The following is a 24,868-nucleotide window of genomic DNA, read 5'->3' as shown; positions in this document are numbered from 1 at the left end:
CCGGCGGGGCCCGGTAGCCTGCCGTCGTGACCCGCAGCCACCTGTTCACCGCCCTCGCCGTCGTCGCGGTCCTGCTGCTGACCGGCGGCGCGGGCTGGGTCGCCGTCCGCCTCGGCGCCGTGGAGACCGGCACGGCCGCCCAGGAGCCGCCCGCCGACGACGGGTTCGGCGAGGGACCGCCGTCCGCGGCACCGGTTCAGCAGACCGTCGCGCCGCTGCGGCGGGTGGTCCCCCCGGACGTCCTCGCGGTGGTCGCCGCCGGGGTCAGGCCCGACCAGATCGCCCAGATCAAGCGGATCAAGAAGGTCCGCGACGTGATCGTCGTCGACGGCGGGGCCGTCCGCCTCCAGGGCCGCCAGGTGAACGTGTTCGCCGTCGACCCGTCGGAGTTCCGCTCCTGGACCCCGCCGCTCACCGCCAGGAACCAGGAGCTGTGGACCGCGCTGGCCGCCGACCGGTTCGTCACCTCGCCCGCTATCGCCCAGAGCCTCGGGCTCCAGGCCGGAGCGCAGTACCCGATCGTCGCCCGGTCCAGCCCGGCCGTGACCCTCGGCGGGACGGCCGCGCTCGGGGTGCCCGCGGTGGACGTCCTGGTCAGCAAGGTCACCGGCGAGCGCCTCGGCCTGATCCCCCGGGTGGCCGTCATGGTCAACGCCCCCGGGCTCAAGGCCGCCGCGCTCACCGAGAAGCTCAGGGACGGCCTCGGCAGCCGCGCCAAGGTGATCAACCTGCACGCCGGGGGCGCCCAGCGGACCAGCGGCAACTACCTCGACCTGTACAAGCAGGGCGCGACCCGCTGCCCCGGCCTGTCCTGGACGGTCCTCGCCGCGATCGGCCAGGTCGAGAGCGACCACAACCGCAATCCCGGCGTCTCCTCGGCGGGCGCCATGGGCCCCATGCAGTTCATGCCCGCCACCTGGAAGTCCTACGGGATCGACGGGGACGGCGACGGCAAGGCCGACATCATGAACCCCTACGACGCGATCCCGTCGGCCGCCAAGTACCTGTGCGCGGCCGGAGCCCCCGGTGACCTGCAGAAGGCGGTCTTCGCCTACAACCACGCCCAGTGGTACGTCGACAAGGTGCTCGGCCTCGCCGCCGCCTACGCGCGGCAGTTCACCTGAGCCCACCCCGCCCGGGGGAGTCCTTTGGACGGACCGGACCATAGGCTGGGAGGCATGGATGCGCTGCTGCTCATGTCGTTCGGCGGGCCGGAAGGGCCCGAGGACGTCATGCCGTTCCTGGAGAACGTCACCCGCGGGCGCGGGGTACCGCGCGACCGGCTGGAGAAGGTCGCCGAGCACTACCAGCTGTTCGGCGGGGTCAGCCCGATCAACCAGCAGTGCCGGGAGCTGAAGGCCGCCATCGAGGCGGTCGTCGACGTCCCGGTGTACTGGGGGAACCGCAACTGGCCGCCGTTCGTCGAGGACACCGTCGCCCGGATGAAGGCCGACGGGGTGACCCGGGCGAAGGCCTTCGTGACCTCCGCCTACAGCGGCTACTCCTGCGAGGGCCAGTACCAGGAGGACATCGACCGCGCCCGGGCGGCCGTCCCGGGCGCGCCCGAGATCACCAAGCTGCCGGTCTACTGCCTGGAGGACGGCTTCCTGCTGCCGTTCATCGAGGCCACCAGGACCGCGCTGGAGCACGCGCCCGGCGCCCGGCTGGTCTTCACCGCCCACAGCGTGCCGCTCGCCCAGGACGGCCGGGAGCAGTACGCGGCGGAGCTGGCCGAGGTCGCCCGCCGCGTCCACGCCGGTGTCGACCCCGCACTGGAGTGGGACCTCGTCTACCAGAGCCGCAGCGGCTCGCCGCGCACGCCCTGGCTGGAGCCGGACGTCTGCGACCACCTGGAGAAGCTGCACGCCGAGGGGGAGACCACGGTCGTCCTGGTGCCCATCGGCTTCACCTCCGACCACATGGAGGTCAAGTACGACCTCGACGTCGAGGCCCGTGACCTGGCCGCCGAGAAGGGGATGACGCTCGTCCGGGCGGCCACCCCCGGCACCCATCCCGCCTTCGTGGCCCTGGCCCGCGATCTCTACCTGAGGAACTGATGGATCTCTCCGCCGCCCTCCTGACCGAGCTGCTCGACCTCGCCGTGGCGACCGCGCGCGAGACCGGCCGGATGCTGATCGACAAGCGTCCGGCGGACGGTCCCGACGTCGTCGCCACCAAGTCCAGCTCGACCGACATCGTCACCCAGATGGACCAGGCGGCGGAGCGGCTGATCCGGGAGCGGATCTCCGCGTCCCGCCCGCACGACTCCTTCCTCGGCGAGGAGGGCGGATCCACCGCGGGCACCAGCGGGGTCCGCTGGGTCATCGACCCGATCGACGGCACCGTCAACTACCTCTACGACCTGCCGGACTGGTCGGTCAGCATCGCCGCCGAGATCGACGGCGAGACGGTCGTCGGCGTCATCGAGGTTCCCCGCCGCGGCGCGACCTACACGGCCGTCAAGGGCCGCGGGGCGTACCGCGACGGCGAGCCGCTGCGCGCCGGCGCCGAGACCGACCTGGCGAAGGCGCTCATCGCGACGGGCTTCGGCTACGCGGTCGAGCGCCGGATCTCCCAGGCGCGCGTGCTGACCGGGGTCATCCCGAACGTCCGCGACATCCGCAGGGCCGGCGCCTGCTCGGTCGACCTGTGCTCGGTCGCCTCCGGACAGGTCGACGGCTACTACGAGCGCGGAGTGCAGGCCTGGGACATCGCCGCGGGCCGCCTGCTCGTCACCGAGGCCGGCGGGATCATCGGCGGGCTGCACGGAGCGCCCCCCGGATCGGAACTGACCATCGCCGCGGGCCCCGGCCTGTTCGGACCGCTCCACGACCTTCTGGCCCCACTGGATCCCGCACGCGACTAGGGCCTGTTCCACACCCCGGCGCGCGCGAGATCCGGCGGATCCAGCCGGTGGCCGGATCAGTCGGGGGTGGCGCCCGCGTGGGGCAGGAGGTCGTGGTTGGCGGCTATGCGCCGGAGTTCGTCGATCTCCGCCTGACGGAGATCGACGAGATACACGTCGCCGTCCAGCGTGGCCGCGCGGAGTGAGGCGTAGGCCTCGTCGAGGCGCTGCTGGATGGTCTCGGAAAGCTCGCGCATGAATGGTCCTCCCGGGTCGAACCACCTTTACCCACGGGGTCGCTCGCGCTAAACCCGTGCCGATGGTGAACTTCCGGTGCTCTTCTCTTACCGGTCGCTTACCCGCGGTATGGCATAACGGAGTCACTGAAACGAGGGGGGAACGTGCGAGTTCTGGTCGTCGAGGACGAGAGGGTCCTGGCGGACGCCATCGCCACCGGCCTGCGCCGCGAGGCGATGGCGGTGGACGTCGCCTACGACGGAGGTGGCGCGCTCGAGCGCACCGGCGTCAACGCCTACGACGTGGTGGTGCTCGACCGCGACCTGCCGCGCATCCACGGCGACGAGGTCTGCCGCCGGCTGGTCGCCGACCGCTACGGCGCGCGGATCCTCATGCTGACGGCGGCGGGCGAGCTCGACGACAAGGTCGCCGGGCTGAACCTCGGCGCCGACGACTACCTGGCCAAGCCGTTCGCGTTCAAGGAGCTGATCGCCCGGGTCAGGGCGCTCGGCCGCCGCACCGCGACCCCGCTGCCGCCGACCCTGGAGCGCGCCGGGATCGAGCTCGACCCGAACCGCTTCACCGTGCAGCGCGACGGCCGCCCGGTCGAGCTGACCCGCAAGGAGTTCGCCGTGCTCGAGGTGCTGATGCGCGCCGAGGGCATCGTCGTCAGCTCCGAGCAGCTCCTGGAGAAGGCCTGGGACGAGCACATCGACCCCTTCACCAACGTGGTGCGGGTCACGATGATGACCCTCCGCAAGAAGCTCGGGGACCCGCCCGTCATCGAGACGGTCCCGGGAGTGGGCTACCGGCTGTGAGACCCCCGAAAGAGATCATCGCCGAGCTGAGGTCCCGCCCCCCGGGGCTCAGTGTCCGGATGAGGCTCACCCTGCTCTACGGCTCGATGTTCTTCTTCGCCGGCCTGCTGCTGATGATGGTCACCTACGTGCTGGTGGGGCAGGCCTTCGACTCGGTGCTGCCGCGCAGTTCCGAGGTGACGAACTTCATCACGCACGAGAAGTTCGACACCGACGTCGCCCGCAGCGCGATGCTCCAGGGCCTGGTCAAGCGCATGGTGTTCGCGCTGCTCGGCGTCGGCGTGCTGGCGCTGATGTTCGGCTACATCGTGGCCGACCGGGCGCTGTCGCCCCTGCAGCGGGTCACCGCCGCGGCGCGCAGGCTCTCGGAGTCGACCCTGCACGAGCGGATAGCGCTCGAGGGTCCCGAGGACGAGATCAAGGAACTGGCCGACACGTTCGACGCGATGCTGGAGCGGCTCAGTGACGCCTTCGACTCCCAGCGCCGGTTCGTCGCCAACGCCTCCCACGAGCTGCGCACCCCGCTGGCCATCAACCGCACCCTGCTGGAGGTCGCGCTCACCGACGACGAGGTCTCGCCCGACCTCATGACCGTCGGCAGGACCCTGCTGGCCACCAACGCCAGGCACGAGCGGCTCATCGAGGGACTGCTGCTGCTGGCGCGCAGCGAACGCGAGCTGACCACCCGCACCGCCGTCGACCTCAGGGACGTCGCAGAGACGGTGCTGGAGACGGTCCGCAAGCACCCCGACAGGACGGAGGGGATCGTGCTGCACACCGAGCTGACCTCGGCGCAGACCAACGGCGACCCGGTCCTGCTGGAGCATCTGGTGGCGAACCTGGTCGACAACGCCTTCAAGCACAACCTCGCCGAGTGGACCGACGACGAGCGGGGCGAGGTGTACGTGCGCACCGGCGACCTCGACGGCTTCGCGGCCGTCCAGGTCGAGAACACCGGCCCGGTCATCCCGGCCTACGAGATCGACCGGCTCTTCGAACCGTTCCGGCGGCTCAACAACGACCGCATCGAGTCCTCGAAGGGCGCGGGTCTCGGCCTGTCCATCGTCCAGTCGGTCGTCACCGCCCACCGCGGGACGGTGCACGCCGCGCCGAGGCCGGGCGGCGGCCTCATCATCACCGCCCGGCTCCCGCTCGCCTGAGGCCGCGGGACGTCACTGCTTCTCCAGCGTCCCGATGGCGTAGTAGTCCTTGTCGACCTCGGCGCCCGCCTGGGTGACGTAGGTCGTCAGGAACATGCCGGTGCCGTCGTCCTTGGGGAACAGGACGTCGTAGCCGAAGGTGTTGCACTTGTCGGAGGACTTGGTCGTGAGGTGCTCGCGCACGACCGTCTTGTAGCCGCTGCCGCCGAGCCTCTTGAGGAAGGTCAGCGTGCCGCTGCACGACCACGCGGCCTCGCCGGGGGCGTTCACGTAGGTGATGGTGCCGGTCGCCGAGCCCGCGGTGATCTCGACGGTCGCGACGAAGGAGCCCGTCGTCGGCTTCTTCTGGTAGACCGTCGAGCTCCACTTCCCGGCGTAGGCGGAGGTGAAGACGTCGGCGTTGGTGGGCTTGACGACAGGGGTGCCCTTGTCGTCCTCGCGCAGGACCACGAAGGCCACCACCGCGAGAACGGCCACGAGCACCACGCCGATCACGAGCATGACCACGGGCAGCTGGCCGCCGGGCCGCCGGGGCGGCTGCCCCTGTGGGTAGTACGGCGGGGGAGCGCCCCCGCCGGGGCCGTACGGAGGCGGGGTGCCGCCGCCCTGCCAGGGCGGCGGCTGGGAGCCGGGGGGCTGGTACACGGGGGTCCTTTACGGCTACTTCTTGAGCTCACCGATGGCGGTGTAGTCCTTGTTGACGTCCTTCACCTCGGCGCCGGCCTTCGAGCCGAAGATGTAGAAGTACATACCCGTTCCGTCGGACTTGGGGAACAGCACGTCGTAGTTGATTCCGCTGCAGTTCGCACCGTTCTTGCTGGTGATCTGGTCCTGCACGATCGCCATGAACGACGCGGACGGGTGGATCTCCACGAAGGTGAGCGTGCCGGAGCACGACCAGGCGGACTTGCCCGGGGCGTTCTCGTAGCGGATGGTGCCGGTCGAGGCGCCCGCGACGATGTTGACCGTCACGACATAGCTGTCGATCTTCGGCTTCTTCTGGTAGACGGTGCCCTTCCAGGTGCCGCCGTAGTTGTCGGGGAAGGAGCTCCCGGACGGAACCGTCGAGGTCTCGGGGGACGGGGTCTCGGTCGGCTGGGGGTCGGTCGAGGCCGAGGCGACGGGCGGCGGGCTGTAGGTCGGGTCCTTCTTGCCGTCCCCCTGGGCCGCGACGATCACGATGACCAGGACGACCGCGAGGATCGCCAGGACCGAGCAGCCGATGGCGTAGACGGCGTTGTTGCCGCTGCGCGGCGGCTGGTGCGGCGGGATCCCGCCGGGACCGCCCTGGAAGGGGACCCCGCCCTGCTGGAACGGGCCGGGGGTGCCCTGGAAGGGCGGCGGGGTCTGCTGGAAGGGCGGCGGGGTGCCCTGCTGGAAGGGCGGCGGGGTCTGCGGGTACTGCGGCGGCTGGATGCCCGGCTGCTGGAACCCCGACTGCTGGAACGGCGGGGGCGTGCCCTGCTGGCCCGGCTGGAACGGCGGCGGGGTGCCCTGCGGGTGGTAGGCGGGCGGGTTCTGCGGCTGCTGGAAGTTCGGCTGCTGCTGGGGCGGCGGCGTCATCGGCGGCTGCTGCTGCGGCGGCGCGAACTGGGGGCTCGCCTGCTGTGAGGCGTAGGGCTGCGCGCCCTGAGAGGCAGCGTAAGGCTGCGCGGGCGGTGCGAAGGGCTGGGGGGTGGGCGTGCGCGGCGGGGGCGGGGTCGGCAGCTGGGAGGCGATCCGGGTGCCCTGGTTCAGGACCTCGTCGGTGGAGGCCTGCTGGCCGCCCGCCCCGCGCAGCTCGGGCACGAGGTCCATGAGGGCCTCGAGCGCGGCCGGCCGCTGGGCGGCGTCCTTGTTGAGGCAGCGCGAGATCACCGGGCGCAGCGACGCGGGGATGCCCGACAGGTCCGGCTCGTCGTTGAGGATCCGGTTGATGATGACGGGCAGCGTGTCGGCCTCGAACGGCGACTGGCCGGTGGCGGCGAACACCATCGTCGCGGCGAAGGCGAAGATGTCGACGCCGGGCTGGAGCGGAGCGCCGGTCAGCTGCTCGGGCGCGAGGTAGCCGGGGGTGCCGACGACCATGCCCGTCGCGGTGACCGCGCTCTCCTGGGAGTTGACGGTGCGCGCGATGCCGAAGTCGACGACCCGCGGGCCGCCGTCCGGGTCGAGCAGCACGTTGTTCGGCTTGAAGTCGCGGTGGACGATGCCGACCTCGTGGATGGCCGCGAGCGCGGTCAGCATCCCGATCGCCAGATGCCGCAGCTCCTGTTCGGGCCGCGGGCCCTGCTGGGCGACGAGGTCGTGCAGCGACGGGCCGTCGATGAACTCGCTGACCACGTACGGCCGGTCGCTGTCGACGTCGGCCTCGATGATGCTGGCGGTGCAGAAGGGCTTGACCTTCTTGGCCGCCGCGACCTCGCGGACGAACCGGGCGCGCGCCTGCGGATCGGTGTTCATCTGGGCGTGGAGGAACTTGATGGCGACCCAGTCGCCTCCGGCCTTCCGGCCGAGATAGACGGCGCCCTGCCCACCGGCGCCCAGCCTGCCCACGACTTCGTACGAGCCCAACGAAGTCGGGTCACTTGGCTCCAGCGGAGCGTACTTCGGCATTGCGAGACCCTCCCGAGGTCTTTCATCCAAGGCGGCGACGATATCGCGATACCTGTCGCCCACGAGCGCCATATCGGGTTCTGTACTTTTGTAGGCCTTTGACCCTTCCGTAACCCAGGGACCTGTGTCCCGGCTCCTACGGTCCGGAACGGCCTTCTTTTGCTCTGATGACCGGGTCGGGCGTGTTGTTCACCACAGAATCCTCGACCTACCGGCGTTTTTTGGCGAGCATGGCCCCGTCATGACCCGCAGCACGGCCGTTCGCAGGTATGATCCCGGCCGCGGCAGCGCTCCCGAACGGGTCTTCCCGGGGGGCGCATATCGCTTTCTGGGCCCGTGGTTTTGGCGCTGTAGACGCGCCGCTACGGTCCGGGAGACCAAGTGGCGTGATGAGAGTCACCGGAGTGATCTGTAGCGGCACGTGTGTCGCGGGTCACAAACCGTGACAGAATTTCCCGCCCCAACCGGGCACAAGATTGGCCTCTCGAGCGTTACATCCGCGCGACGGGGCGCATAAAGAGGAACGGAGCCTCCTGGGCGGCGCCCCAGCAGGCAACAGAGGGGGATGGAGAGAGATGGCCACCGACTACGACAGCCCACGCAAGACCGACGACGACCTCGGTGAGGACAGCCTGCAGGAGCTGCAGGCGCGCCGCACCGACAAGTCCGCGGGCATCATCGACGAGGATCTGGACGCCGGCGAGGTCGCCGAGCTGCCGGGCGCCGACCTGTCCAACGAGGAGCTGACCTTCAAGGTCATTCCGCGCCAGGCCGACGAGTTCACCTGCAGTTCCTGCTTCCTCGTGCACCACCGCAGCCAGCTCGCCAAGGAGAAGAACGGCGAACCGGTCTGCACCGAGTGTGCGGCCTGAACCATGGCCGAGAACGAGCACGAGGAGATCGGCGAGCTTGTGGGCCGCCTGTCCGGGGACGACCTGGACAAGGAGACCCGCGGCAGGCTGCTCGCCAGGCTCACCCGTGTGCTCTCGTCGAGCGCTAAAAAGGCGGGGGTACGGGGCCTGGCGGGCGGTCGCTGGCTTTCCGAGGTGTTCGCGGACCTGGCTCCGAGGATCACGTTCCGGGACCTGGAGACACTGAGAAGTCACCATCCGGGGCTGTCCCGGGAGGCGCTCGCCGACGAGCTCACCCGAAACGCCGTGAACGCCACGACCGCCGTTGGAGCGGCGGCCGGGGCGCTGGCGGCGGTCGACTTCGTCGCGCCGCCCATGCTTCTGACGGCGCCCGCCCAGGTCGTGGCGGAGACGCTGGTGATCGCCGCGATCGAGACCAAGCTGATCGCCGAGCTGCACGAGGTCCACGGGGTCCAGGTCCAGGGCAGCCGCGCCCAGCGCGCGAGCGTCTACGTGGCGGCCTGGGCCAGGCAGCGCGGCGTCAACCCGCTCGAATCCGGATCGCTGAGCGTGTCGCTGGGCGGTGCCGCGAAGACGGCGCTGCGCAAGCGGATGATGAAGACCTTCGGCCGCAGCCTCACCACGCTCGGCCCGTTCCTCACGGGCGCGGTGGCGGGCGGCACGCTCAACCGGGCGGCGACCAGGAAACTCGCCGAGAAGATCAGGGCGGACCTGGTCAGGTACGGCACCCTGGGCAACAAGGGCATCGCCGAGGCCCCCCGCCCACCGCAGGCACCACCCCCGCAGGCACCACCCCCGCAGTCACCGCCGCCGCTTCTTCCGCCGCCGGGCCCCCCGCCCAAGGCCTGAGGGCCGGAACCTGACGCCCCGGGCCTGACGGCCAGGGGAAGAAGGCCGGGGGAGGCGGAGCGCCGGGACGCCGCGGGGGCGGCGGCCGGCGGAGAACGCCGCGGCCACCGCCCCGTACACGCCTTTTCAGTCCTTCAGGTCCTTCAGCAGGTGGGCGGGGAGCGCTCCGGTGCTGGTCTCCCACTGCTTGACCGCGGCACGGCTGACCAGGACCCGGGTCACCTCGAGGCCGACGCCCATGATGACCGCCCAGCCGAGTGCCTCGGTGAGGCGCACGTTGGGGTCCTCGGGGTTCATCGGGGGCTCCTTGCCGGTGCCCTTCTTCCAGCTGAACTCGATGGTCTTGCGCACCGCGTAGGCGCTCGCCATCCCGGCGATCCCCGCGAAGATCTTCCAGCCGATGTCCGGCTTCTGAGGCATCGTCGTCCTTCCGTTGCGTCCGTCGGTTCCGACGCTATCGCGATCTCGCCTACATCCCCCTGAGCGCGGTTAATAAGCATGCGATCTCCGGCGTTGTCAATATCCTGGTGCGCATGACTCCTGAAACCACACGGCCCGCCGTTCCCGAGAAGGTCACGCTCGACGGTCTCGAGGAGAAGTGGGCCGCCGTATGGGAGTCCGCCGGCACCTACGCCTTCGACCGGACCAGGCCGCGCGCCGAGGTCTACGCGATCGACACACCGCCGCCGACCGTCTCGGGATCGCTGCACGTCGGGCACGTCTTCTCCTACACCCACACCGACACCATCGCCCGCTACCAGCGGATGCGCGGCAAGGCGGTCTTCTACCCGATCGGCTGGGACGACAACGGTCTGCCGACCGAGCGCCGGGTCCAGAACTTCTTCGGTGTCCGGTGCGATCCGTCCGTCGCCTACGACCCCGCGTTCGAGCCGCCGGACAAGCCGGGCAAGACGCAGGTCTCCGTCTCGAGGCGGAACTTCATCGAGCTGTGCGAGCGGCTGACGGCCGTCGACGAGAAGGCGTTCGAGGAGATGTGGCGCAGGGTCGGCCTGTCGGTCGACTGGACCCATCTGTACTCGACCATCAGCGACCGGTCCAGGGCCGCCTCCCAGCGGGCGTTCCTGCGGAACCTGGCGCGCGGCGAGGCCTACCTGTCCGAGGCGCCGACCCTGTGGGACGTCACCTTCCGGACCGCCGTCGCCCAGGCCGAGCTGGAGAACCGCGACCATCCCGGCGCCTTCCACCGGATCGCCTTCCACCACGCCTCGGGCGACCTGTTCGTCGAGACGACCCGGCCCGAGCTGCTGCCCGCCTGCGTCGCCCTGGTCGCCCACCCCGACGACGAACGCTTCAAGCCGCTGTTCGGCACGACCGCCACGAGCCCGCTGTTCGGGGTCGAGATCCCGATCCGCGCCCACCGCCTCGCCGATCCGGAGAAGGGGAGCGGGCTCGTCATGGTCTGCACCTTCGGTGACACGACCGACGTCCTCTGGTGGCGCGAGCTCGACCTGCCGATCCGGCCCGTCATCGGCTGGGACGGCCGCCTCGTCGCCACCCCGCCGCCGGGCGTCCCCGCCTCGCCGTACGACGAGCTGGCGGGCAAGACGGTCCACTCGGCGAAGGAACGCGTCGTCGAGCTGCTGCGGGCCTCGGGCGAGCTGGACGGCGAGCCGCGCCCGGTCGTCCGGCCCGTCTCCTTCTACGAGAAGGGCAGCAAGCCGCTCGAGATCGTCACGACCCGGCAGTGGTACCTGCGCAACGGCGGCCGCGATGCCGCCCTGCGCGAGCGTTTCCTGGAGCGCGGCCGGGAGCTGGCGTGGCATCCGGGGTTCATGCGCTCGCGGTACGAGAACTGGGTCGAGGGGCTCGCGGGGGACTGGCTGGTCTCCCGGCAGCGGTTCTTCGGCGTCCCGATCCCGGTCTGGTACCCGCTGGACGCCGCGGGGGAGCCCGACCACGAGCGGCCGATCGTCCCGGGAGAGGAGCTCCTGCCGGTCGATCCGTCCAGTGACGTCCCGCCCGGCTACTCCGAGGAGCAGCGCGGCAAGCCCGAGGGGTTCGCCGGCGATCCCGACATCTTCGACACCTGGGCGACGTCGTCGCTGACCCCGCAGATCGCCGGCGGCTGGGAGACCGATCCCGACCTGTTCGGCCGGGTCTTCCCCTACGACCTGCGGCCCCAAGGGCACGACATCATCAGGACCTGGCTGTTCTCGACCGTCGTCCGGGCGGATCTGGAGCACGGGACGCTGCCGTGGACCGACGTCGCGCTGTCGGGCTGGATCCTCGATCCCGACCGCAAGAAGATGTCGAAGTCGGTCGGCAACGTCGTCACGCCGATCGGGCTGCTGCACGAGTACGGCTCGGACGCCGTCCGCTACTGGGCGGCCAGCGGGCGTCCCGGCACCGACACGGCGTTCGACACCGGCCAGATCAAGGTCGGCCGCCGTCTCGCGCTGAAGATCCTCAACGCGTCGAGGTTCGTCCTGGCGCTGGAGGGCCCCGCCGGTGCGACGCCGCTGACCGAGCTGGACCGGAGCCTGCTGGAGAACCTCGCGGAGGTCGTCGGCGAGGCGACCGAGGCGTTCGAGTCCTACGACTACACGCGGGCCCTCGACCGCACCGAGCGGTTCTTCTGGCAGTTCTGCGACGACTACCTGGAGCTGGTCAAGCAGCGCGCCTACGCCGAGGGCGAGCTCGCGGAGTCCGCCCGGGGGACCCTGCGCACCGCGCTGTCGGTGCTGCTGCGGCTGTTCGCGCCGTTCCTGCCGTACGCGACCGAGGAGGTCTGGTCCTGGCACGGCGAGGGGTCGGTGCACCGGGCGCCGTGGCCGGAGGCGGCGGAGCTCCCGGTCACCGGTGCGGGGAGCGGGACCCTCGCGCCGACGGCCGAGGCGCTGCGGCAGATCCGCAAGGCCAAGTCGAAGGCGCAGCTGTCGATGAAGGCACCGGTCGCCCTGGTCCGGATCACCGGGACCGGCGCGGAGCGGGCCGGGGCCGCCGCGGCCGACCTCAGGGCGGCGGGCAACATCGGCGACCTGGTCTTCGAGGAGTCCGAAGGAGAGCTCTCCGTCGAGGTCACCCTGGCCTGACCGAGGGCGGACGGCCGGTTCCCGGCGGCGGGATAAGCCTTTGCGCCGCCCGCCGGGCCGGTCGTAGCGTGGGGAGATGGCCACCGAGACAGCAGACCCCGACGCCCGGCAGCCCGGCGGCTGGAAGCCCGACGCGTTCCTCCGCGACGGCCGCCTCATCCGCCTCCCCGCGAAGTGGACGCGGAAGAAGATCGTGCTGGAGACCCTCGCCGCGGCCGCCTTCACCCGGGGGGAGCGCTACGACGAGAAGACCGTCAACGCGAAGCTGAAGTCCTGGACGGACGGCGGCGTCACCGACCATGTGACGCTCCGCCGCTACCTGGTCGACCTGCGGCTGCTCGCCCGCGACGACAGCACCGGCACCTACTGGGTCCTGGACCCGCCGGGGGAGGCCTCCTGAGGGAGGACGTACTCGATCCAGACGCGGTGGGTGCCGTCGGCGTCGACGGTCAGCTCGCCGGTGCCGGAGATGCCGGTGAGGCCGGCGGTGCCGCTGCCGGGGACGACCAGGAAGTGGGCGTCGGTGCGGTCGCTGCCCGTCGTCGACGCGGTGTGCGCGAAGTTGAACGTGCCCTCGACGCCGTTCAGCGAGCCCTCGAAGGACTCCATCGCGACATAGGTGCCCGTGCCGGTGGCCTGGTCGAACGCGGCGGTGAAGAGGGTGGCGGAACGGCCGGCGAAACCGCCGTCGAAGCTCTTCTCCATCGTGGCGACCCCCACGTCGACGCCGGTCTTGACCGTGAGGGTCGGGGCCACGGCCGCCGGCGTGAAGTCCTGGACCTTGAAGGTTCCCTCTGCTCTCATCCCGCCACGCTATCGAAGGGCTACGACACCAGGTTCGCGGCCGTGACCACGGCCTCGGTGCCCTCGGCCGGGGCGACGCCGAGCGCGCCAGCCAGCCGCCGGTGGACGCGTGCCTCACCGGGGCGTCCGGCCCGCTCCAGCGTCCGGGCCAGGGCCTCGCGGGCCCATCCGTCGTCGGGGGCGAGCTCCAGCAGCCGGTTCAGGGCGCCCTCGGCGCGGCCGAGCTGGGCGCTGTGGAAGTAGGCGCGGGCCTGCAGTTCCACCAGGGAGCGGTTGCCGGGCTCGGCCTCCAGCAGCGGAGCGAGCAGCCGTGCCGCCTCGGTGTACTGCCTGGCCTCGAAGAACATCAGGGCGCGGCGGTACTCCTCGTACATCATGCCGGGCGTAACAGGGCGGTCAGACGGTGTATTCCAGGTGTTTGATGCCGTTGATGAACCCCGACAGGAGACGGTCGGGGGCGCCGGTGGAGCGGAGGGCGGGGACGCGCGTGTAGAGCTCGCGGAGCATCACCGAGATCTCCCGGCGGGCGAGATTGGCACCCAGGCAGAAGTGCGGCCCCGGGCCGCCGAACCCGACGTGCGGATTGGGGTGGCGGGTGATGTCGAAGCGGTCGGGGTCGGTGAAGACGGCCTCGTCGCGGTTGGCGGAGTTGTAGTAGAGCAGGACCTTCTGGCCCTCGAGGAACGGGTGGCCGTTGAGGACGTGGTCGCGGGTGAGGGTCCGGCGGAACTGGATGACCGGCGTGGAGTACCGGACGATCTCCTCGACGGCCGTGGGCAGGTACCGGTCGAGGTCGGAGACGAGCAGGGCGCGCTGGTCCTCGTTGAGGGTCAGCAATTTCAGCGCGTGCGAGATGGCGTTGCGGGTGGTCTCGTTGCCCGCCGCGACCAGGAGGATGAAGAACGAGCCGAGCTCCTGGTCGGTGAGCTGCTCGCCGTCGATGTTCCCGGTCGTCAGGGCCGTGATCAGATCGTCTGACGGCCTGCGCCTGCGCTGGCGGCCCAGCCGCCGGACCATGAGCTGCAGATCGGTCGCCGCGTCGAGGACCTGGATCAGCCCGAGCGCGACGGACGTCCGGCTGATCGCGGACCCGACCCCGTACTCGGGGTCGCCGATACCGAGGATGGTGTTGGTGTGGCGGAAGACCCGGTCGCGTTCGGACGCCGGGATGCCCATCATGTCGCAGATGATCCGGACCGGGAGCCGGGCGGCGACGTCCAGGACGAAGTCCCCGGTGCCGCGCCCGGCCAGCACGTCGTCGACGATCTCGCGGGCGGCGGTGTCGATGTCGTCGTCGAGCCGGGCGAGCATCCGGGGTGTGAAGGCCCGGGAGACGATGCGGCGGATCTTGGCGTGCCGGGGATCGTCCATGTTGATCATCGAGCCGAAGAAACGGGCCAGGTAGCCGGGCAGGTCGGAGATGCTGTTGGAGGCCGGCTCGGAGGAGAAGACGTCGGCCCGGCGGCTGGCCTCGACCACGTCGGCATGCCTGACCAGGGCGTGGAAGCCGTCACCGTGCGGGATGAAGGGGATCTTCAGCTCGCGGAAGTGGACCGGGGCGGGCTGGGCGCGCAGCCGGGCGAACGCCTCGTCCCGCTCCCGCAGCGGACGCCCCCAGAACTCCGGGGCCGTCAGTTCGATGCCGGCGAGCTCAGCGGCGGCCACGGCCATGCGTCCTCCTAGAACACGATTCGGTTTCCATCGAATCCCCTCCGGGCCGGGCCGGTCAAGTGCCACCGGTCAGGAGCCGCCCGGCACGACCAGGCCCGACTCGTAGGCCACCACGACGGCCTGCGCCCGGTCGCGCAGCCCGAGCTTGGCGAAGATCCTCGCGATGTGGGTCTTCACCGTGGCCTCGCTGAGCTGGAGCCGCGCCGCCAGCTCGGCGTTGGACAGTCCCGTGCCGAGCAGCCGGAGGACCTCCTTCTCGCGCGGCGTCAGGTCGTCCAGGCCCTGCGGCGCGACCTGGGGCCGGGCGAACCGCTCGACCAGCCTGCGGGTGATCGACGGGGCCAGCAGCGCGTCGCCGGTCGCCACCAGCTTCACCGAGTTGACCAGGTGCTCGGGCGTGACGTCCTTGAGCAGGAAGCCGCTGGCGCCCGCGGCGAGCGCCGCGTACACGTACCGGTCGAGGTCGAAGGTCGTCAGCATCAGGACCCGGCAGGAGGGGGCGTCGGCCAGGACCCGGCGGGCCGCCTCCAGCCCGTCGAGGCCCGGCATCCGGATGTCCATCAGGACCACGTCGGGGCGGAGCCGCCGCGCCTGCTCGACCGCCTCCAGACCGTCGGCGGCCTCGCCCACCACCTCGAGCCCGCCCCTGGTGAGGATCATCCGGAAGCCCGAGCGCACCAGGTTCTGGTCGTCGGCGATCAGCACCCTGCTCACGGCCGCTCCAGAGGGAGGCGGGCGCGCACCCGGTAGCCGCCGCCGAGCCTGCGGCGGGCGTCCAGGTCGCCGCCGTAGACCGCGACGCGCTCGCGCAGCCCGGCCAGGCCCCGGCCGCCCCGGCCGCCGGACGGCGCGGCCGCGGAGCCGGTCAGCACGCTGGGGCCGGTGTTCAGCACCTCGATCCGCAGGCTGCTGCGCCCGTAGCCCACGATGACCTCGGCGCGGGTCCCGGGCGTGCCGTGCTTGAGCGCGTTGGTCAGCGCCTCCTGGACGATCCGGTAGCCGGTGGCGTCGACCCCGGCGGGCAGCGGCCTCGGCTCCCCGTTCACCACCACGTCCACCGGGAGGCCCGCGAAGGCGATCCGGTCCACCAGGGTGCCGAGCCGGGCCAGTGACGGCTGCGGCGTCAGCTCGTCGCCGTCGGGGACGGGCGCGAGCACCCCGAGCAGATGCCGCAGCTCCGTCATCGCCTCCCGGCCGGTCCGCTCGACCGCCATCAGCGCCTCTTCCGCCTCGCCGCCGCCGAGCCCGTGCCTGGCCGCCCCCGCCTGGACGACCATCACGCTGACGCTGTGGCTCACGATGTCGTGCAGGTCCCTGGCCACCCGTGCCCGCTCCTCCTCGACGGCCTGCCGCGCCCCGCTCTCCCGCTCCCGCTCCATCAGCCAGGTCCGGGAGCCGAGCTCGGCCAGGCGCAGCCGCCGCTCCCGCCAGGCCCACAGGCAGGGCGGCGCCATCAGCAGCGGGACGACCCAGAGCGGGAGCATGTTCACATCCTGGCCGCCCCGTGCCGATCACGCATCCTCCGGCGGGCCGACGGCCGTACATCGCACGGATGACGGACGCCCGCACCTACATCCAGGGCCCGACGCGCAGGCCGTCCGGATCGCCCTACCTTCGCCCCATGGAAACGATGGTTCGGCTCAGGAACGTGCGCAAGGAGTACGGGGAGACCGCGGCGCTCGCGGGCGTCACGCTCGACATCAGGCCCGGTGAGGCCGTCGCGGTGATGGGCCCCTCAGGCTCGGGGAAGTCCACGCTCCTCAACATGGTCGCGGGCCTGGACCGGCCGACCTCGGGCGAGGTCGTGGTCGGCGGGGAGGAGATCACGGCGATGGGCGAGGCGGCCCTGGCCCGCTACCGGCGCCGCCGGATCGGCATGGTCTTCCAGTTCTTCAACCTGCTGGACGACCTGCCCGTGCTGGAGAACGTCACCCTCGCCGCCCAGCTTCTCGGCACCCCGCGCAGGCAGGCGCTGACCCGGGCGATGGAGCTGCTGGAGGAGCTCGGCATCGCCGACCGCCGCAACGCCTACCCCGTGACCCTCTCGGGCGGCGAGCGCCAGCGCGTGGGCGTCGCGCGGGCCCTGATGAACCGGCCCGCGCTGCTGCTGGCCGACGAGCCGACCGGCGCCCTCGACACCCGCTCCGGCGACCAGGTCATCGACCTGCTGCTGGACCTCAACCAGATCGGTCAGACGCTCCTCATCGTCACCCACGACCAGCGGCTGGCCGCGCGCTGCGCCGACCGCGTCGTCGAGGTCGAGGACGGCCGCATCGCCACGGAGGCGGCCCGATGAGGGCGGTGTGGCGGACCGCCCGCTTCGCGATCAGGCGGCGGCGGCTCCAGACGTCGATCCTCGGCGCCGTCCTGATGATCTCGACCGCGACGGCGGTGCTCGCGGTCGGTCTCCTCGTCACCGTCGACGGGCCCTTCGACCGGGCGTTCAAACAGGTCGCCGGCGCCCATCTGACCGTCATCTACGACGCTGACACGGCCCCGGACCGGCTCGCCGGGACGGGCACGAGCCCCGGCGTCATCGCGGCGGGAGGCCCCTATCCCGTCATGACCGTGAACGTCCCGGACGGTGCGGAGGAACCTGTCCCCGACGACCAGTCCATCGCGTTCCTGCCGGGCCCGCTGACGGTCGTCGGGCGCACCGCGGACGACGCCGCCCGCGTCGACCGGCTGACGCTCACCCGCGGACGGTGGCCGTCGGCGCCGGGAGAGGTCGCCCTGAGCAGTACCTTCCTGAGCAGATTCCACGGCTTCGACACCCTGGGGAAGACGGTGCGCTTCACCGAGGGCCGCTCCCTGAAGGTCGTCGGGGTCGTCAGGTCGGTCACCGCCTCGGCCCAGGGCTGGGTCCTGCCCGCCGACATCACGGCGCCGACCGGCTACCAGATGCTCTACCGGCTCACCGACCCGGACGCCCCCGTCTCCTCCGTCGCGGGGGACCTGCCCGTCGCCGGCAGCCAGAACTACACGGTGGCCAGGCTCGCCGCCACCGAGCGGGCCAAGACCGCGATCCCGTTCCTGGTCGCCTTCGGCGCGGCCGGGCTCCTCGTGGCGGTCCTCATCATCGGGAACGTCGTGAGCGGCGCGGTGGTCTCGGGGTTCCGGCACATCGGGGTGCTGAAGGCGCTCGGATTCACCCCGGCCCAGGTCACCGGCGTCTACCTGGTGATGATCGCGGTGCCGGGCATGCTCGGCAGCCTGGTCGGGATCGTGATCGGCAACCTCCTGGCGGGGGCGATCACCTCGACGCTCGGCGACTCCCTCGATCTTCCCGCGGCCAGCGGCGTCTCGGTCTGGGTGGACCTCGGCGCGCTGCTGGGCGTCCTCACGGTCATCGTGGTCACCGCCCTGGTCCCGGCGGTCCGGGCGGGCCGGATTCCGGCGGCGGTCGCCGTGAGCGCGGGCAGCGCGCCCCGCCGCGGCCGGGGCCTGCGGGTCCAGCGGGCGCTGGCCATGACCCGGCTGCCGCGCACGGTGAGCCTCGGCCTCGGCCTGCCGTTCGCCCGGCCGGGCAGGACGCTCCTGACGATCAGCGCGGTCGCCCTGGGCGTCGCGGCGGTGACCTTCGCCGTCGGGCTCAACAGGACGATCTTCGCCTACAACGACGACGGCACCCGTGCCTCCTCCTACCAGCTCGACGTCATCGACCGCCGGGGCGCCGGGCCGGGCACGGTCCCGATCGCGGACCGTCCGGGCACGGCGAAGGTCGGTTCGGGCAGCCGGCAGACGGTCGGGGTGACGGGCGTGGAGGGCCCGGTGCAGATGAAGGCCTACGAGGGCGACGTCACCGACCGGCACGGCCACCGCCTGATCAAGGGCCGGTGGCTGACCGGCCCGGGCGAGGCCGTGGTCGGGGCGCCGCTCCTCCGGGCCTCCGGGACGCGGGTCGGCGACGTCATCGGAGTCGAGGCCGGCGGCAGAAGCGTTCCCCTGAAGATCGTCGGGCTGGCGATCCTGGAGAGCGACAACGCCCTCCTCACGTCCTGGGCCTCGGCCACGCAGATCTTCCCGAGCCTCAGGGTGACGATCATGGAGATCACGCTGAAGCCGGGGACCTCGGTCTCCGCCTACGACGCGGCCCTGAAGGCGGACGGCTACCACACCGAGGCCACGGGCGACCACGGCGGCCAGGAGGGTGGCGAGGTCGTGCTGCTCGCGCTCATCGCGGCCCTGACCCTCGGCATCGCGGCCGTCGCGGGACTCGGGGTGTTCAACACGGTGGTGCTCAACACCCACGACCGGGCCCGCGACTTCGGAATACTCAAGTCGCTGGGCGCGACGCCCCGGCAGGTCCTGTCGATCGTCGTGGTCTCGATGGCGGCGCTCGGGCTGGCCGGCGGGCTGATCGGGCTGCCGCTCGGGACCCTCGCCCGGGCGGTGGTGCTGCCGAAGATGGCCGAGCCCGGCGGGGTCCTGCTGCCCTACACCTTCACCGAGATCTACCCCTGGCCCTGGCCGGCGGGGTTCGCGCTGGCGGGCCCGGCCATCGCGGTGCTCGGCTCGCTGGTCCCGGCGGGCTGGGCGGCCCGGATCAAGACGGCGTCGGCGCTCCGCTCGGAGTGAACGGCGTACCCGGAGGCCGCCGCGCGGAATGGTGCGGCGGCCGCGGCGGTTCGCATGGAGGAACAGCCCACCATCTGAAGGATGTGAACCATGTCTGCTTCCCCGACTTCCGAGTTCTTCGACCTGGGCGGTGACCTGCGGGTGCGCAGGCTCGGTTTCGGCGCGATGCGGATCACCGGCGAGGGGATCTGGGGCGAGCCCGCGGACCGCGACGAGGCGATCCGGGTGCTGCGCCGGGCCGTCGAGGCGGGCGTGACCCTGATCGACACCGCCGACTCCTACGGGCCGTTCGTCAGCGAGGACCTGATCCGCGAGGCCCTCCACCCTTACGCCGACGACCTCGTCATCGCCACCAAGGGCGGCCTGACCAGGCACGGCCCGGGCATCTGGGCCCCCGTCGGACGCCCCGAGTACCTGCGGCAGGCCGTCGAGATGAGCCTGCGGCGCCTCGGCCTGGAGCGCATCGACCTCTACCAGCTCCACCGGATCGACCCGCAGGTACCGGTGGAGGACCAGCTCGGTGAGCTCGCCGCGCTCCAGAAGGAGGGCAAGATCCGCCATCTCGGCCTGTCGGAGGTCAGCGTGGCCGAGCTCAGGCACGCCCGCGGGCTCGCGGAGATCGTCTCAGTGCAGAATCTCTACAACCTGACGAACCGGCAGTCCGAGGACGTCCTGGAGTACGCGACGGCCGAGGGCATCGGCTTCATCCCGTGGTTCCCGCTCGCCACCGGAGAGCTGGCCGGGCCGGGTTCGGTGCTGGCGGAGGCGGCGGAGCGGCACGGTGCCAGCCCGGCCCGGCTCGCCCTGGCCTGGCTGCTGCACCGGTCGCCGGCCGTCCTGCCGATCCCCGGGACGTCCCGGGTCGCCCACCTGGAGGACAACCTCGCCGCAGGGGACATCACGCTCACCGACGAGGAGGTCGCGGCGCTCACCGCGCTGGCGTGAGGTCTACGCCAGGCCCTTGGTGAGCCCCTTGGCGAGCTTGGTGATCCGCTGGACCGACGTACGGTAGGACGCCCCCGCGGGGTTGAGGGTGAGGACGACCACGATGTACCGGTCACCCGCACCGATCACCCCGGTGGTGTGCAGGACCGGACGGCCGAGGCCGAGGTCGGGGCCCGCCACCGGGGTGAACGAGGCTCCCTGGGCCGTGGCCCGGCACGCGTAGGGCGGGGTGTTCCCGAACCCCGACCAGCCCTGCTTGACCGCCCAGGGGCGCTTGACCGCGCTGGGGATGCCGAAGGACTGGTCGAACCCGTCGGTGCCGCAGGGTGTGGATGTGCGCAGATGCCCCAGGACGACCTTCCGGGTCGCGGGCGTGGCCTTCTCCTCCAGATAGCGGTAGGCCTTGGCGATGTCGAGGGCGCTGATCGCCGTGTAGCCCCAGAACCCGGGCTGGGCGGCGGGCGGGGGAGCGGACTGCGCCAGCGGGATCCGCTTGCGCATCCGGGTGATGATCTTCCCCTTTCCGCCCAGGTTCCAGAACCGGGTGGCGGCCTTGTCGTCGCTGGAGCGCAGCATGAGCCCGAAGGCCCGGGCGTCGGCCGCGGCGACCCGGCCGCCGTGCCGCTCCAGGTAGTCGACGGCGATCAGCAGTTTCACCACGGACGCCGACCGGATCGTGGCCTTGGGCGACCGCTGCGAGAGGATCTTCTTCGTCCGCCGGTCGTAGACGACCCAGCGGGCCGAGACCCCCGGCGCGACCTTGGGCGGGACCACCCGCGCGGGCGGGACGGCCGTGGGCGCGGCGGTCGCGCGCGGCACGGCGGCCGTGCTCTTCCCGGCCGCGGAGGGCGTCGGCGGGGACGCCGCGCGGGCGGGGCCGTCGGCCCCGCCACAGGCCACGGCGCAGGCCAGGACGGCGGCCAGCGGGGGAACCAGCTTCATGGTCACGACCGACAGATTAGTGTGAAGGGCATGGAACCGGTTGCGGAAGACTGGCGTACGGCCCTGGCGATCGTCGCCCACCCCGACGATCTCGAGTACGGGGCGGCCTGCGCCATCGCGAAGTGGACCGCCCAGGGCAAGACCGTCATCGAGGTCCTGGCCACGAGGGGGGAGGCGGGCATCCAGTCGATGCCGCCGGAGGAGGTCGGGCCGATCAGGTCGGCCGAGCAGATCGAGGCGGCCCGCCGGGTCGGCGTCGAGACCGTCGAGTTCCTCGACCATCCCGACGGGATGCTGGAGTACGGTCTGCCGCTCCGCCGCGACCTGGCCCGTGCCATCCGCCGCCACCGCCCCGACGTGGTGATCTCGGGGAACTTCCGCGATCACTTCCCCGGCGGCTTCTTCAACATGGCCGACCACCGGGTCCTCGGCCTGGCCGTCGCCGACGCCGTCCGCGACGCCTCCAACCCGTGGGTCTTCCGCGACCTGGAGGAACCGGCCTGGCACGGCGTCCGGTTCAGCCTGTTCGCCGGCTCACCGCAGGCCACCCACTACGTGGACGTCACCGGTCATCTGGAGCGCGGCCTGTCGGCGCTGGGCGCCCACAAGGTCTACTTCGACAACCTCGACGGCCACGACGGGACCGAGAACATGGTGCGCGGCATGGCCGCCGCGGTCGGCGAGGCGGTCGGCGTCACCCACGCCATCGGCTTCGAACTTCTCTGACCAGCTCGCCGAGGTCTCCGACCAGGGGGACTCCGAACCGCGCGCACACGATCTCGACGTTCCCCTTGCGCCAGTAGCCGTCCGGGCAGCACACGATCAGCCGTCCGGACCGGGCGGTCAGGCCCAGCTCCAGCAGGGTGATCGGGGCCGGTCCGGTCGGGGAGAAATAGAAGGCGACGAGGTCGGCCCGCTCCAGGCCGTCGAGCTCCCACTCGACCTGCTCACGGAAGCGCGGGTCCTCGATGGTCTGCGGCCAGGAGGAGTCCCAGTGGTCGCGGCGGGGGTTCAGCACCGCCAGCTCGAGATCGGCGAGGCCCTTGATCACCTCCTCCTGCCAGGGAGGCGCGCCGCCCATGTCGATCGAGCCGGCGAGGAACAGCAGCGGCCGCCCGTCCGGGACCGTGACGGGACCGGGCGGGCGGAACACCGTTATGTTGTTCATGTGGTGAGAATAACCCGGCGGGTCACGGCGCGTTCGGCGGTCGTCCAGGCTCCCGAGACGACCAGGTAGACGGCCGCGGCCAGGGGGACGAAGGCGGCGAAGACGACCGTCCCGAACGGCAGCAGGCGCATCAGCGGGTGCGGGACGGACCGCGCGTTCACCCACGCGATCACGGCCAGCAGCCCGAACAGCACCAGGAACAGCGCCGAGGCGGGGGAGAAGACCCCGGCCGTCCCGAGCACGGCGATCCACGACTGGCCCAGCGGGACGGTCAGGAAGGTGTGGACGAGCAGCGCGTTGGCCTGCCCGGCGATCACCGTCGCGGTGAACACCCGGTAGACGACCCACGCGAACGGCGCCTGCGCCAGCATCGGCAGCAGCCCGCCGGTCATGCTCACCCCCTCCCGCCGGTAGAGCGCCGAGGTCTCCTGGAGCAGCCGCTGGGGATCGGCCTTCCAGCGCCTGCGGAGCTTCTCGACCCGCGGCGCCAGCGCCGCCCTGGCCTTCTCCGCCCGCGCGGCCCGGATCGAGAGCGGCACCAGGGCCAGCCGCGTGCCGACGGTGAGAACGATGATCGCGACGACGGGCGGCAGAACCGCCGTCAGCGCGCCGAGCAGGTGGTAGGCGCCCTCGACGGGCGCGGAGAACAGGGACACGGCGAACCTCCGGTGAACGACGGGAATGATCGGATGAGGGAACCGATCAGTGCCGTCGGAGCACGAGGCCTGGCCCGGCCGGGTGCGCCGGGATGGCTCACCGGGACGAACACCGCCAGGGAGGCCCTGGTCCGGAGCCGGACGATGGCCGTCAGAGGCTCCGCGAGGCCGAGCCGGGCCACGATCACGGCGGCCAGCCCGGCGACCAGGAGCGCGGCGAGGGTCAGCGACAGCAGCGCGGCGGACGGGGCGGTCGGCCCCGGCCGCACCCACGCCACGATCGCGATCATGCCGGTCAGACGCGGAGGCCCGCGATAAGGTTCCGGCGGGTCTTCAGGAGCCGCGGGGTCACCGGAGCGAGGGCCCCAGAGGGGGAGCGATGCGGAGCACGGTCGAGATTCTGATCCAGCGCCTGGACGAGGGGCTGCCCGCCCCGTCCTACGCCCATCCGGGGGACGCGGGCGCCGACCTGTACGCCGCCGAGGACGTCGAGCTGATGCCGGGGGAGCGGGCCGTGGTCCCCACCGGGCTCGCGATCGCGCTTCCGGACGGCTACGCCGCCTTCGTCCACCCGAGGTCGGGATTGGCGGCTAAGTTGGGGGTAACACTCGTCAACGCGCCCGGCACCGTCGACGCCGGGTACCGGGGTGAGATCAAGGTGACCCTCCTCAACACGGACCTCAGGGACACCGTCACGCTGCGGCGGGGCGACCGGATCGCTCAGCTCGTGATCCAGAAGGTCGAGCGGGCGCTTTTCAGCGAAGTCGCGGAGTTGCCCGGCTCGGCGCGTGGAACGGGCGGATTCGGTTCTACGGGGGGATACGCTCAGCCTGCGCACTCATAACGAAGGAGTAATCACGTGGCTTTCGGACGTCGTCGTCAGGAAGAGGAGCCGGCGGCGGAGACCGCTGAGGTCGCCGAGGTCGAGACCGCCGAAGTGAGCGGTACCGGTCCCTGGGACGCCGCTACCGACGAGATCCCCGAGCTGGAGCGCATCGACTTCGGCTCCATCCAGGTCCCGATCGGCCAGGGCATCGAGGTGCAGGTCAACCTCGAGGCCGCCGAGGTCGACGAGGAGGGCAACCCGGTCGGTGGCCGGATCGTCGCCGTCACCGTCGTCACGGGTGAGAGCGCGATGCAGCTCCAGGCGTTCGCCGCTCCCAAGCGCGCCGGGATCTGGGACGAGATCCGCAAGGAGACCGCCCAGGAGATCGCCGAGAACGCCCAGGGCCAGACCCAGGAGGCCGAAGGCCCCTTCGGCACCGAGCTCCACGCCCTGATCCCGGCCCCGCTGACCGAGGAGATCCTCGAGCAGATGCCGGAGGAGATGCGCGCCTCGATCCCGCAGGAGGTCATCGACCAGGGATACGCGTGGCAGCCCGCCAAGTTCATCGGCGTCGACGGCTCCCGCTGGTTCCTGCGCGCCGTCGTGACCGGTGCGGCCGTCGAGGACGAGGAGCAGTGGCAGGTCCTCGAGGACGTCTTCAGCCAGATCGTCGTCAACCGGGGCGAGCACCCGATGCCGCCGCGTGAGCTCCTGGAGTTCACCCTTCCGACCGAGGCCCAGCAGGCCATGGCCGAGGCCGACGGGGACGACGACGAGGGCATCGACCCCTTCACCCGCGGCCCGGAGATCTCCGAGGTCCGCTAGCTTTCCCCGATCTTGACCCTGTGG

The 24,868-nt window shown here is 71.6% G+C and carries 28 protein-coding genes; 15 read left to right on the top strand and 13 right to left on the bottom strand.

All coding sequences use genetic code 11. The features are described 5' to 3' along the window. The first annotated feature begins 26 nt into the window (after positions 1-26). Genes ABD785_RS20555 through ABD785_RS20545 form a run of 3 tightly spaced genes read left to right on the top strand, consistent with a single transcriptional unit; the run spans position 27 to position 2,866 of the window. A complete protein-coding gene (locus ABD785_RS20555; protein ID WP_344830678.1) occupies positions 27-1,124 on the top strand; it encodes a lytic transglycosylase domain-containing protein in 1,098 nt (365 codons plus the stop codon). Between the two features lie 45 nt (positions 1,125-1,169). After that, entirely contained in the window at positions 1,170-2,057 is an 888-nt protein-coding gene (hemH, locus tag ABD785_RS20550) for a ferrochelatase (RefSeq protein ID WP_425547799.1), read from the top strand. Continuing rightward, positions 2,057-2,866: an inositol monophosphatase family protein gene (locus ABD785_RS20545; protein ID WP_344830671.1), complete on the top strand. Its 810-nt coding sequence runs from the start codon at positions 2,057-2,059 to the stop codon at positions 2,864-2,866. The genes hemH and ABD785_RS20545 overlap by 1 nt, the downstream gene beginning before the upstream one ends. A 56-nt stretch (positions 2,867-2,922) precedes the next feature. Here the strand turns inward: ABD785_RS20545 and ABD785_RS20540 are convergent, their stop codons facing one another. Then, entirely contained in the window at positions 2,923-3,102 is a 180-nt protein-coding gene (locus ABD785_RS20540) for a hypothetical protein (protein ID WP_344830668.1), read from the bottom strand. 144 nt (positions 3,103-3,246) lie between these two features. Here ABD785_RS20540 and ABD785_RS20535 point away from each other — a divergent pair, with 144 nt between their 5' ends. Together ABD785_RS20535 and ABD785_RS20530 are read left to right on the top strand one after the other, a co-directional pair. After that, complete coding sequence (locus ABD785_RS20535) at positions 3,247-3,900, top strand: response regulator transcription factor (RefSeq protein WP_344830665.1); 654 nt, start codon at positions 3,247-3,249, stop codon at positions 3,898-3,900. A 59-nt stretch (positions 3,901-3,959) separates the two neighbouring features. Then, entirely contained in the window at positions 3,960-5,060 is a 1,101-nt protein-coding gene (locus ABD785_RS20530; protein WP_344830662.1) for a sensor histidine kinase, read from the top strand. 12 nt (positions 5,061-5,072) lie between these two features. Here the strand turns inward: ABD785_RS20530 and ABD785_RS20525 are convergent, their stop codons facing one another. Both ABD785_RS20525 and ABD785_RS20520 read right to left on the bottom strand, forming a co-directional pair. Next, positions 5,073-5,705 (bottom strand): hypothetical protein, encoded by a 633-nt coding sequence (locus ABD785_RS20525; protein ID WP_344830659.1) that lies wholly within the window; start codon positions 5,703-5,705, stop codon positions 5,073-5,075. Positions 5,706-5,720: 15 nt separating this feature from the next. Further along, positions 5,721-7,595: a serine/threonine protein kinase gene (locus ABD785_RS20520; protein ID WP_344830656.1), complete on the bottom strand. Its 1,875-nt coding sequence runs from the start codon at positions 7,593-7,595 to the stop codon at positions 5,721-5,723. 635 nt (positions 7,596-8,230) lie between these two features. On the opposite strand from ABD785_RS20520, the gene ABD785_RS20515 reads away from it, so the two are divergent. After that, complete coding sequence (locus ABD785_RS20515) at positions 8,231-8,527, top strand: DUF4193 domain-containing protein (protein WP_344830652.1); 297 nt, start codon at positions 8,231-8,233, stop codon at positions 8,525-8,527. Between the two features lie 3 nt (positions 8,528-8,530). Continuing rightward, positions 8,531-9,376: a hypothetical protein gene (locus tag ABD785_RS20510; protein WP_344830650.1), complete on the top strand. Its 846-nt coding sequence runs from the start codon at positions 8,531-8,533 to the stop codon at positions 9,374-9,376. 126 nt (positions 9,377-9,502) lie between these two features. Here the strand turns inward: ABD785_RS20510 and ABD785_RS20505 are convergent, their stop codons facing one another. Next, the gene (locus tag ABD785_RS20505; protein WP_344830647.1) at positions 9,503-9,796 is read right to left on the bottom strand and encodes a DUF4235 domain-containing protein; all 294 of its coding nucleotides are present in this window, start codon (positions 9,794-9,796) and stop codon (positions 9,503-9,505) included. 113 nt (positions 9,797-9,909) lie between these two features. On the opposite strand from ABD785_RS20505, the gene valS reads away from it, so the two are divergent. Beyond that, entirely contained in the window at positions 9,910-12,429 is a 2,520-nt protein-coding gene (gene valS / locus ABD785_RS20500) for a valine--tRNA ligase (protein ID WP_344830644.1), read from the top strand. A 76-nt stretch (positions 12,430-12,505) separates the two neighbouring features. Further along, complete coding sequence (locus ABD785_RS20495; RefSeq protein WP_344830642.1) at positions 12,506-12,829, top strand: DUF2087 domain-containing protein; 324 nt, start codon at positions 12,506-12,508, stop codon at positions 12,827-12,829. Here ABD785_RS20495 and ABD785_RS20490 read toward each other — a convergent pair. From ABD785_RS20490 to ABD785_RS20470, 5 genes are all read right to left on the bottom strand, one after another. Further along, positions 12,793-13,233 (bottom strand): DUF3224 domain-containing protein, encoded by a 441-nt coding sequence (locus ABD785_RS20490; protein WP_344830639.1) that lies wholly within the window; start codon positions 13,231-13,233, stop codon positions 12,793-12,795. The genes ABD785_RS20495 and ABD785_RS20490 overlap by 37 nt on opposite strands. A 20-nt stretch (positions 13,234-13,253) precedes the next feature. Continuing rightward, entirely contained in the window at positions 13,254-13,610 is a 357-nt protein-coding gene (locus ABD785_RS20485; RefSeq protein WP_344830634.1) for a tetratricopeptide repeat protein, read from the bottom strand. A gap of 19 nt (positions 13,611-13,629) precedes the next feature. Beyond that, entirely contained in the window at positions 13,630-14,904 is a 1,275-nt protein-coding gene (locus ABD785_RS20480) for a cytochrome P450 (protein ID WP_344830631.1), read from the bottom strand. 69 nt (positions 14,905-14,973) lie between these two features. Then, positions 14,974-15,618: a response regulator gene (locus ABD785_RS20475; protein ID WP_344830626.1), complete on the bottom strand. Its 645-nt coding sequence runs from the start codon at positions 15,616-15,618 to the stop codon at positions 14,974-14,976. Then, positions 15,615-16,388, bottom strand: coding sequence for a sensor histidine kinase (locus ABD785_RS20470; RefSeq protein WP_344830623.1), 774 nt, complete (start codon positions 16,386-16,388; stop codon positions 15,615-15,617). The genes ABD785_RS20475 and ABD785_RS20470 overlap by 4 nt, the downstream gene beginning before the upstream one ends. A gap of 137 nt (positions 16,389-16,525) precedes the next feature. On the opposite strand from ABD785_RS20470, the gene ABD785_RS20465 reads away from it, so the two are divergent. The 3 genes from ABD785_RS20465 (at position 16,526) to ABD785_RS20455 (ending at position 20,427) form a co-directional block, all read left to right on the top strand. Then, a complete protein-coding gene (locus ABD785_RS20465) occupies positions 16,526-17,200 on the top strand; it encodes an ABC transporter ATP-binding protein (RefSeq protein WP_344830620.1) in 675 nt (224 codons plus the stop codon). Further along, positions 17,197-19,482, top strand: coding sequence for an FtsX-like permease family protein (locus tag ABD785_RS20460; protein ID WP_344830618.1), 2,286 nt, complete (start codon positions 17,197-17,199; stop codon positions 19,480-19,482). The genes ABD785_RS20465 and ABD785_RS20460 overlap by 4 nt, the downstream gene beginning before the upstream one ends. A gap of 90 nt (positions 19,483-19,572) precedes the next feature. Then, positions 19,573-20,427, top strand: coding sequence for an aldo/keto reductase (locus tag ABD785_RS20455; protein WP_344830615.1), 855 nt, complete (start codon positions 19,573-19,575; stop codon positions 20,425-20,427). 3 nt (positions 20,428-20,430) lie between these two features. Here the strand turns inward: ABD785_RS20455 and ABD785_RS20450 are convergent, their stop codons facing one another. Then, positions 20,431-21,369 carry a hypothetical protein gene (locus ABD785_RS20450; protein ID WP_425547798.1) on the bottom strand — a complete coding sequence of 313 codons (939 nt, stop codon included), beginning with the start codon at positions 21,367-21,369 and terminating at the stop codon, positions 20,431-20,433. 30 nt (positions 21,370-21,399) lie between these two features. Here ABD785_RS20450 and ABD785_RS20445 point away from each other — a divergent pair, with 30 nt between their 5' ends. Next, positions 21,400-22,095 carry a PIG-L deacetylase family protein gene (locus ABD785_RS20445; protein ID WP_344830611.1) on the top strand — a complete coding sequence of 232 codons (696 nt, stop codon included), beginning with the start codon at positions 21,400-21,402 and terminating at the stop codon, positions 22,093-22,095. On the opposite strand, the gene ABD785_RS20440 is transcribed toward ABD785_RS20445, so the two are convergent. From ABD785_RS20440 to ABD785_RS20430, 3 genes are read right to left on the bottom strand one after another with little or no spacing between them, the layout of a single operon-like run. Next, positions 22,064-22,537 (bottom strand): nucleoside 2-deoxyribosyltransferase domain-containing protein, encoded by a 474-nt coding sequence (locus ABD785_RS20440; RefSeq protein WP_344830609.1) that lies wholly within the window; start codon positions 22,535-22,537, stop codon positions 22,064-22,066. The genes ABD785_RS20445 and ABD785_RS20440 overlap by 32 nt on opposite strands. Next, positions 22,534-23,193 carry a YidC/Oxa1 family membrane protein insertase gene (locus ABD785_RS20435; protein ID WP_344830606.1) on the bottom strand — a complete coding sequence of 220 codons (660 nt, stop codon included), beginning with the start codon at positions 23,191-23,193 and terminating at the stop codon, positions 22,534-22,536. Before ABD785_RS20435 ends, ABD785_RS20440 begins: the two co-directional genes overlap by 4 nt. Continuing rightward, positions 23,139-23,483 (bottom strand): DUF6412 domain-containing protein, encoded by a 345-nt coding sequence (locus ABD785_RS20430; RefSeq protein WP_344830604.1) that lies wholly within the window; start codon positions 23,481-23,483, stop codon positions 23,139-23,141. Before ABD785_RS20430 ends, ABD785_RS20435 begins: the two co-directional genes overlap by 55 nt. An 89-nt stretch (positions 23,484-23,572) precedes the next feature. On the opposite strand from ABD785_RS20430, the gene dut reads away from it, so the two are divergent. Next, positions 23,573-24,037 (top strand): dUTP diphosphatase, encoded by a 465-nt coding sequence (gene dut, locus ABD785_RS20425; protein WP_344830602.1) that lies wholly within the window; start codon positions 23,573-23,575, stop codon positions 24,035-24,037. A gap of 15 nt (positions 24,038-24,052) precedes the next feature. After that, positions 24,053-24,844: a DUF3710 domain-containing protein gene (locus tag ABD785_RS20420; RefSeq protein WP_344830600.1), complete on the top strand. Its 792-nt coding sequence runs from the start codon at positions 24,053-24,055 to the stop codon at positions 24,842-24,844. The last annotated feature ends 24 nt before the right edge of the window (positions 24,845-24,868 follow it).

The sequence above is a fragment of the Actinocorallia longicatena genome (assembly GCF_039534125.1).
In the GTDB taxonomy this organism is placed as follows: Bacteria; Actinomycetota; Actinomycetes; order Streptosporangiales; family Streptosporangiaceae; genus Actinocorallia; species Actinocorallia longicatena.
This window is presented reverse-complemented; position numbering and strand designations above follow the sequence as displayed.